At 45.7% G+C, this 8163-nt stretch carries 3 protein-coding genes; 1 reads left to right on the forward strand and 2 read right to left on the reverse strand.

What is annotated here, in order from left to right; translation table 11 throughout:
- Window positions 1–352: 352 nt before the first annotated feature.
- Both IJE10_02720 and serC read right to left on the reverse strand, forming a co-directional pair.
- The gene (locus IJE10_02720; protein ID MBQ2967020.1) at window positions 353–1510 is read right to left on the reverse strand and encodes a phosphoglycerate dehydrogenase; all 1158 of its coding nucleotides are present in this window, start codon (window positions 1508–1510) and stop codon (window positions 353–355) included.
- Window positions 1511–1537: 27 nt separating this feature from the next.
- Window positions 1538–2617 carry a 3-phosphoserine/phosphohydroxythreonine transaminase gene (gene serC, locus IJE10_02725; protein ID MBQ2967021.1) on the reverse strand — a complete coding sequence of 360 codons (1080 nt, stop codon included), beginning with the start codon at window positions 2615–2617 and terminating at the stop codon, window positions 1538–1540.
- Window positions 2618–2827: 210 nt separating this feature from the next.
- Here serC and IJE10_02730 point away from each other — a divergent pair, with 210 nt between their 5' ends.
- The gene (locus IJE10_02730) at window positions 2828–7987 is read left to right on the forward strand and encodes a hypothetical protein (GenBank protein ID MBQ2967022.1); all 5160 of its coding nucleotides are present in this window, start codon (window positions 2828–2830) and stop codon (window positions 7985–7987) included.
- Window positions 7988–8163: the final 176 nt, after the last annotated feature.

An 8163-nucleotide genomic window follows, 5' to 3' on the forward strand; every position in this document is an offset into this window, starting at 1 on the left:
GCCTTCTGGTAACCCCAAACCGCGATGCAACGCGGTTTGGGCTCAGTTTGTCCATTCCAAACATTTTTTCCTATTCCCTAAAAAAGGGCTGTAATAAATTTACAGCCCCTTTTTATCATCTGTGTAGGGGATTCTTCGCAAAACTTTGGGTCGATAGTGTAGGGGCAGTTCACGAATATCCCCTACAAATTTGTATGGCAACAAATTTTAAAAGAAAAAGGCACGCGAAGCGTGCCACTCGCCAAAAGTATTACTTGTAAACTTTTGGCGAAAGCGACAAGACAGAACAAAAAAAGAACAAGCTCGCAGAAAATGCGAGCTTGTGATAAATAAGTTCTTGTCTTGGAGCAAATTACAGAACACGAACGCGAACAACACCATCAATTGCTTCCAAAGAAGCCTTAACGCCGTCTGCCGCAGAATCAACATCCAAAATGGTGTAAGCATAATCACCCTTGTTCTGGCTGATCATGTTTGCAATGTTGATGTTTGCATTGGCAAAAGCGGTGGTAATCTGGCTGATCATGTTCGGAACGTTTTTATGCAATACGCATACACGAACATCAGAAGAACGGGGCATAGAGCAGTTGGGATAGTTCACGGAATTTACAATGTTACCGTTTTCCAAATAATCCTTAACCTGCGCACAAGCCATAACTGCACAGTTATCTTCCGATTCTTCGGTGGAAGCACCAAGATGCGGAATTGCAACAACATTTTTAACATCCAACAAAGAAGCATCCGGGAAGTCGGTTACATATTTTGCAACCTTACCGCTTTCCAAAGCAGCAAGCATTGCTTCATTGTCCACAAGCTTATTTCTGGAGAAGTTTAAGATACGAACGCCGTCTTTCATAATATCGAACTGGTCTTTTGCAACCATCTTTGTTGTGGTCGGCAACAAGGGCAAATGCAAGGTGATGTAATCACTGTTTGCATAAATTTCGTTGATATCGGTTACATGCACGATAGAACGGGACAAATGCCAAGCCGCATCTACAGAAATGTAGGGGTCATAACCCAAAACGGTCATGCCGAGGCTTTTAGCTGCGTTTGCAACCATAACACCAATGGCACCCAAGCCGATAACACCCAGGGTTTTGCCCTGAATTTCACAGCCTGCGAAAGCACTTTTTCCTTTTTCAACCAGCTTTTCAACCGCATCGCCTTCGGGCTTTAAGGTTTTTGCCCAGTCAATGGCACCTGCAATATCGCGGGAAGCCATGAACAAGCCTGCAATTGCCAGTTCCTTAACCGCATTTGCGTTTGCACCGGGGGTGTTGAACACAACAATACCCTTTTCCTTATAATCATCGGACGGGATGTTGTTGGTACCTGCACCTGCACGGCCTACTGCGAGCAAGGATTCCGGAACTTCCATGTCATGCATGGCAAAGCTGCGAAGGATAATACCTTCAGGATTTTTGCAATCGTCGGAAATGTTGTAGTTTGCATCAAACTTGTCAAGACCAACCTTTGCAATTTTGTTTAAAGTTAAAATGTTATACATTTGAAATTGCCTCTTTTCTAAAAAAACTTACGCGTTTTCTTCTTCAAATTTCTTCATGAAAGCAACCAAAGCTTCAACGCCTTCTGTGGGCATTGCATTGTAAATGCTTGCTCTCATACCGCCAACACTTCTGTGACCCTTAAGGTTTTTAAAGCCGGCAGCGTCTGCTTCTTTGCAGAATTTCTTGTCTAAATCTTCGTTGCCTGTTACAAAGGTAACGTTCATCATGGAACGGAATTCTTTGTCAGCGCAGGGCTTAAAGAGTTTGGAAGAATCTAAGTAATCGTAAAGAATCGCTGCTTTCTTTTCGTTAATCTTCTTCATTTCTTCTAAGCCGCCAAGACCTAAAATCCATTTATAAACCAAACCTGCAACATAAATTGCATAGCAGGGAGGTGTGTTGTACATAGAATCGTTATCTGCCATTACCTGCCAGTTGAGCATGGTGGGGATATCTTCTCTTGCAGAACCCAAAAGGTCTTCTCTTACGATGACAACGGTAAGACCTGCGGGCGCCATGTTCTTCTGTGCACCTGCATAGATAACACCGAACTTGGTTACGTCAACCGGTTCGGAAATAATGCAGGAGGACATGTCTGCAACCAAAACCTTATCACCGATGTTCGGAACTTCAGGATATTTGGTACCGAAAATGGTGTTGTTGTAGCAAACATGTACATAGTCTGCATCTTCACGAACCATATCGGGGGTGATTGTAGGTATGTAAGCGAAGATTCTGTCCTTAGAGCTTGCAATGCACTTTGCATCGCCGTACTTCTGACCTTCTTCATATGCCTTTTTGGAGAACTGACCGGACACAACATAATCTGCCTTGCCGTTCTTTAAAAGGTTTAAGGGAACTGCTGCAAACTGGGTGGAAGCACCGCCCTGCAGGAAAAGAACCTTGTAGTTATCGGGAATGCTCATCAGCTTACGCAGATTCTGTTCTGCTTCCTTGATGATTTCATCATAAACGGCACTGCGGTGGCTCATTTCCATAACGCTCATACCGCTACCGTTATAATCCAACATTTCATCTGCGGCGGTCTTTAATACTGCTTCGGGGAGCATGGACGGACCTGCCGAAAAATTATACACTCTGCTCATGATAAAACCTCCAAAAAATTTATTTACATTATATAATACCACAAATTTCCCGAATAGTCAAATGTTTTTAATATTTTTTTAAAATAATTATTTTTTTATCCAACTTGAAATTTTTTTACAAGAAAAAGGTACTGATTTACTATAAAAATGCATCCGGATGTGTTATAGTAGAATCAGGCAATAGTTTATAAAAAGGAAAGGATGAAACACATGAAAAGAAGTATTGCACTTTTACTGTGTCTGGTGCTTGTGCTGAGCATTCTGCCTTTTACCGCATTTGCGGCGGCAGATTTACCGCAGCCGACCAAAACCAACATGGTTTTCAGAGAGGGTTACACCTATTATGTAATCTCCCCCGACCTGATTACCGACAAGGGTTACTGGATTGACAGTACCGACACCCAAAACAGCTTCCGCCCGACGGTTATGCATGCCAAGGGCTCGGGAGAAAAGGCAAATGTAAGCTTTAAAGTTCCGAAGGATGGGTATTATTTTGTTTATGCCCATTCCCGTGATTATGCAACCAATAAGCCTGCAAGCCGTACCTTTGATATTGAAGTAGACGGGGAAAAGATGGGTACCTATGCAACCCACAAAACCGAAGGCTATGCCTGGGAAAAGAGAACAAGTCCCAGAATCAAGGCGGGCGAGCATACCATGTCCTTTGTGAAAAACAGCTCGCATGCCCGTTTTGACATGATTTTGGTTACCAATGACCCTGATTTTATCCCCGAAAACACCGAAGATGCGCTAAACAACCTGCAAAACAATTATCTGTTTGATGCTTCCAAGGTTGAAATTGTAAAAGAGGATAAGCTAATCGGCAGACCTGCTTCCGAAATTGCTGTAAAGTTCAATGACGAATGGATGCAGTTTGATGTAGAACCTACGCTGATGAACGACCGTACCATGGTGCCGTTCAGAGCGATTTTTGAAGCACTTGGCTGTACCGTTAGCTGGAACGACGATACCCAGACCGCATCGGGCAACCGTAACGGTGTGAAAATTGACCTGCCCATCGGTGAAAATATCGCGATGGTAAACGGTCAGGGTCAAAGCTTAGACCAGCCTGCCGTTGTGGTAAACGACAGAACTTTAGTTCCGCTCCGCTTTGTATCCGAAGCTTTGGATGCAGACGTTGAATGGGACGGCGACAGCAATACCGTATTTATCTATGCGATGATTCCGAAGGAAACGGTTTTCCTTACCACCAAATCCTTCACAGAAGTAGGTACCTGGACCATTACAGGTATTGACGGTACACTCACTACCCAGGGTTTGTATGGTACTACCCCCGGTGGTTTGGGTGCAACCGAAGAGGATGCGGATGCTTCCAACACCAAGCCTGCTATGGCACCTTTCTCTTTGACAAAAGACGGTACCTATAATGTTTGGGTGCGTGCAAGAGACTATGCGGCAAACAAACCGGGTTCCCGTTTCTTCCAGATTGGTTTTGACAGCAATCCTATGCTTGAACAAAAATTTGGTACCCACGGCGCAGAAGGCTTCCAGTGGGTGCTTGCAGGCCCTGTGCAGTTTAAAGCAGGCGAGCATAAGTTCTATCTGTATGACACTTCCGGCTTCTATGCAAGATGCGACTCTGTTTTAATTACAGAGGATTTGGAATACATTCCTGCCGAAAGCTATGACGGCATGCTGCAGACCGCATTTCCTTATGTAAAGGATGCACTGGCAGCAACAGGTAAATTCCCGCAGTATGCAAGAGAGCAGGCTGTACCTACCGATTCTTATTCCATTGAAAACGAGCACACGAAAGTTGTGTTCTATAAAGTGCCTACCTCTAAAGGTCAGGTTGTACAGAACGAAATCTATAATAAGGTAGACGGTGCCTGGGTGAAAACCAACGGCAGAGAAGAACAGCTCGGCTATCTGGTGATGCACGCAAACAAGGCTTCCGTAGAGGAATCCCAGAATCTGCTCGTTCTGCAGGCTGAATACAGCTACAAGGGTAAAAACGATGCGGTTATGACCTCCAACCCCTACACCGCAGGTGCAGGTCTGTGGATGGTGCCCGATGACTATATTGCAGACGGTAATAAGGTGACTTTGTACTTCCCTGCAAACGAATATGGTACAATGACCGCAACCTGGACCTTAGATGACAACACTTCTGCAAAGGTTTCGGTAGACATGACCTTTGCCAAGGACGGCTACTATTCCATCGGTGCCTTTGAAGGCGACGAATTAGATGTAGACGATGTGGAATATGTGCTGGCGCCCTTCAGATACCAGTATAAGAGAATTCCGGAAAATCCTGAGCTTTTGAGCGAAATGTATCTGTTTACCCCCATGGGCACCTACACCCTTTACGAAAATAACAAATATACACAAAAAGCGGTTACAAAAGGTGTTGTGGCTGAACCCGGCTGGATTCCGGTGCGTTGGGTAAAAAGAGACATGAGCCTGTTCGGTATGACCGTTAAGGGTCAGAACAACATGCCCCAGGGCGGTCTGTTTGCCCCCATTATGGGTAACGAAGACTCCAAAATGGCGGCAGGCGATACCTATAACATGCAGTACCGCGTAGTCAGCGAGGTTTCGGACTGGTTTGAAAACTACGAAAATGTGGTAACCAATCTGTTTGACGTAACCGACTACAGAAAGAACTACAGCGTATCCTTAAACCAGGCGATTTTCAACACCCGTGACCTTATGACGGACGACGAATTCGGTGGTTGGGATCCCATTGATAAAGCACATTACAACATCGAGGGTAAGCACGTAACCTCTACCGGTAACTCCATGCAGGCTCTGCAGGATTACCTGCTCACTGAGGATGCGGATATGCTGGAAAGAAGAACCATTCCGACCTTAGCAAACACCCTTACAAGAAAAGAAATTCACTTTAACCGTACCGGTATCGTAGGCGGCGGTACCTACTGGGCACAAAAGACAGGCCCTGACCCGATTGGCACACCCATCGCAGGCTTTAATGCAAACGTAATGGGCGGTATGTATGAAATGACCCACGGTGCGATTCCGTTCCTGCATGAATATACCATTGAAAAGGGACAGACCGAGGTAACCAATTCCTACGGCTCTATCGCATCCTTTGCCAACGACCTTTCCATGTACAAATATACCGGCGAACAGAAATATTTGGACACTGCAATTCAGAAAGCAGACAAATATCTGGCTGAAGAAGTGTATGCAGAAGATACAGAGCTTCCTAACTGGGAAAAATTCATTTATATTTCTTATTATCCCAACCTTGCATCTTTGATTGACATTTATGAAGTGACCAAAGATAAGAAATATTTAGATGCCGCAGAATATGTGGCACAATGGATGTCTACAGGTCTTTGGGTACCCGGTGTGGACGGCACAAGAAAAACAGACCCGTTCTGGGTAAACGATGTAAATGAAATTGTAGGCGAAAATCCCACATACGATAATCCGCAGAGCAACTGGGAGGGTGCATTGCACAGACGTCTCGGTGGCTTGACCGTGGAAGAAGCGACCGAAAGCAACAAGATTATTTCCAACCTTCATAAGCAGGTAGAGGGCTGGGTGCCTTCAAGAGTAGGCTTAGGTATTGAACAGGCGTCCACCTTCAAGGGCGGTAAGCACATTATTATGCAGTCGTTTGTAGGTGATTTCATGAAGCTTGCAGGCTATACCGGCAACGACTACTATGCAACCATCGCAAGAAATGCCATGATTGGCAGATTCAGCACCTATGCAGGTTACTACCGTTCCAACTTCATGACCTATGACCAGGAAACCGACTACGGCAGATACGGTCCCGATGAAACCGGTATGTACTGGCATCATATTCCGCCGTACCTTGCAATGCTGGAAGAATTCTTAATCAACCAGGCATTTGCATGGTCGAACACAAACATTCACTTCCCGTCACTCCGTCAGCAGGGTTATGCATACTTTAACTCCAACCAGTACGGTCACGAGCCGGGCAAATTCTATGACGAAAACGATATGTGGCTGTGGATTGACGAAGGTATCATCAATCCCGACTCCATTCAGGTAGACTGGATTGCAGCTAAAAAAGATGGCGTTTTAGGCTTGGCGCTCATGAACGAAGAGCATGCAGACCTTACCACCACCATCACTTTAGGCGATAAAGTGCCGGGTGGTGCATCCTACAGCGGTACAGCAACCCTGTATGATGAAAACGGCAAGGCAGGCACGATTGAGGTTACAAACGGTGCGTTCACCGTAACCCTTCCCAAGCAGGGCTTAATGGCAGTTAAGCTGAACATCCCCGGCGTAAAGAAGCCCTCTTACGCAAACATCAACTATGAAGTAACCGGCGCAGACATCGGTGCAACCGTTTATGAACATGTAAACGGCAGAGCATACGCATTACAGATGTCGGGTGACAACTACTATGCATACGTTTATGTAACCGATATGGGTGCAGACGTCATGGAAGCTTATAAGAAAGCAACCGGCAACCCCGGCTCTGCAGCAGACGTAAAATCCTTAACCATGACCTACAGCATTGGCGACGGTAAAGAACAAACCGTAACCACCTCTCAGTATCCCTTTGAATTTTTAATCAAGGTGGATGATGTGACAAAACAGTTTAACTACAAGCTGTCTGTAACCAAGACCGACGGCACGGTAGAAAGCCGCGGCGAAGGTTTACTGAAATCAGTTATGAATCCCACCTATAAAGAAGGTGGCAATTACGGCCCCGTGGCATTGGAATTTGAACCCATTACCTATACCCTCCAGACCAAGGGCAGAGGTGCGAACAACTGGAGATACATTATTCCGCCCGATTTGTTCCCCTTTGAAGAAATCACCGACGGTATGTTAAAGGGCATTAAGGTGAAAGCAACCTATGTGAACAAATCCGACCCGACCGATGTACGCGTGTTAGACAGCGAAATTACCGATAACCAATTCCGTTCGGATGGTAACATCACCCTCTCCATTGCGGCAACCGATGAAGTGAATCTGAAAAACCCCGACGGCTCGCTGTTCGACGATTCCAAGTACGATGTTGTGGCAGAATTCAGACCCATGAATGACGCAGGCGGTGCAGGCAAGCTGGAATTTAAGCCTGTTACCTACACCATCCAGACCAAGGGCAGAGGTGCCAACAGCTGGAGATATATCGTTCCGCCCGATGTGTTCCCCTTTGAGGAAATTACAGACGGAATGCTGATTGGCATCAAGGTTAAAGCGACCTATACTAATAAGTCAGACCCGAAAGATGTGCGCGTGTTAGACAGTGTTGTAACCGGCAACCAGCTCCGCACCGACGGCAACATCACCGTGGTGGTTGCCCCCAGCGATGTGGTGGGCTTAAAGAACCCCGACGGCACGGTGTTTGACGATTCTCAATACGAAATTGTGGCAGAATTCTCGCCCATGGATTAATAAAAAAAGGAACTGAGTGAAAGCTCAGTTCCTTTTTCAGCGTGTCGATAAACCTATCGACACGCTGTCAGAGTGCGAAAAAGGAAGTTATATTTTGTCAATTTGAATTCGTCGGCGTACAGAGGTACGGTAGAGTTCAAATTGACAAAAAGCAAGCAATGGAGCGGAATCCTCGA

The organism is Clostridia bacterium, from assembly GCA_017410375.1.
In the GTDB taxonomy this organism is placed as follows: Bacteria; Bacillota; Clostridia; order RGIG6154; family RGIG6154; genus RGIG6154.

Bases quoted from the DNA above. Each gene is read 5' to 3' on its own strand.
- IJE10_02720 (MBQ2967020.1), bottom strand. From the start codon at position 1,510: ATGTATAACATTTTAACTTTAAACAAAATTGCAAAGGTTGGTCTTGAC.
- serC (MBQ2967021.1), bottom strand. From the start codon at position 2,617: ATGAGCAGAGTGTATAATTTTTCGGCAGGTCCGTCCATGCTCCCCGAA.
- IJE10_02730 (MBQ2967022.1), top strand. From the start codon at position 2,828: ATGAAAAGAAGTATTGCACTTTTACTGTGTCTGGTGCTTGTGCTGAGC.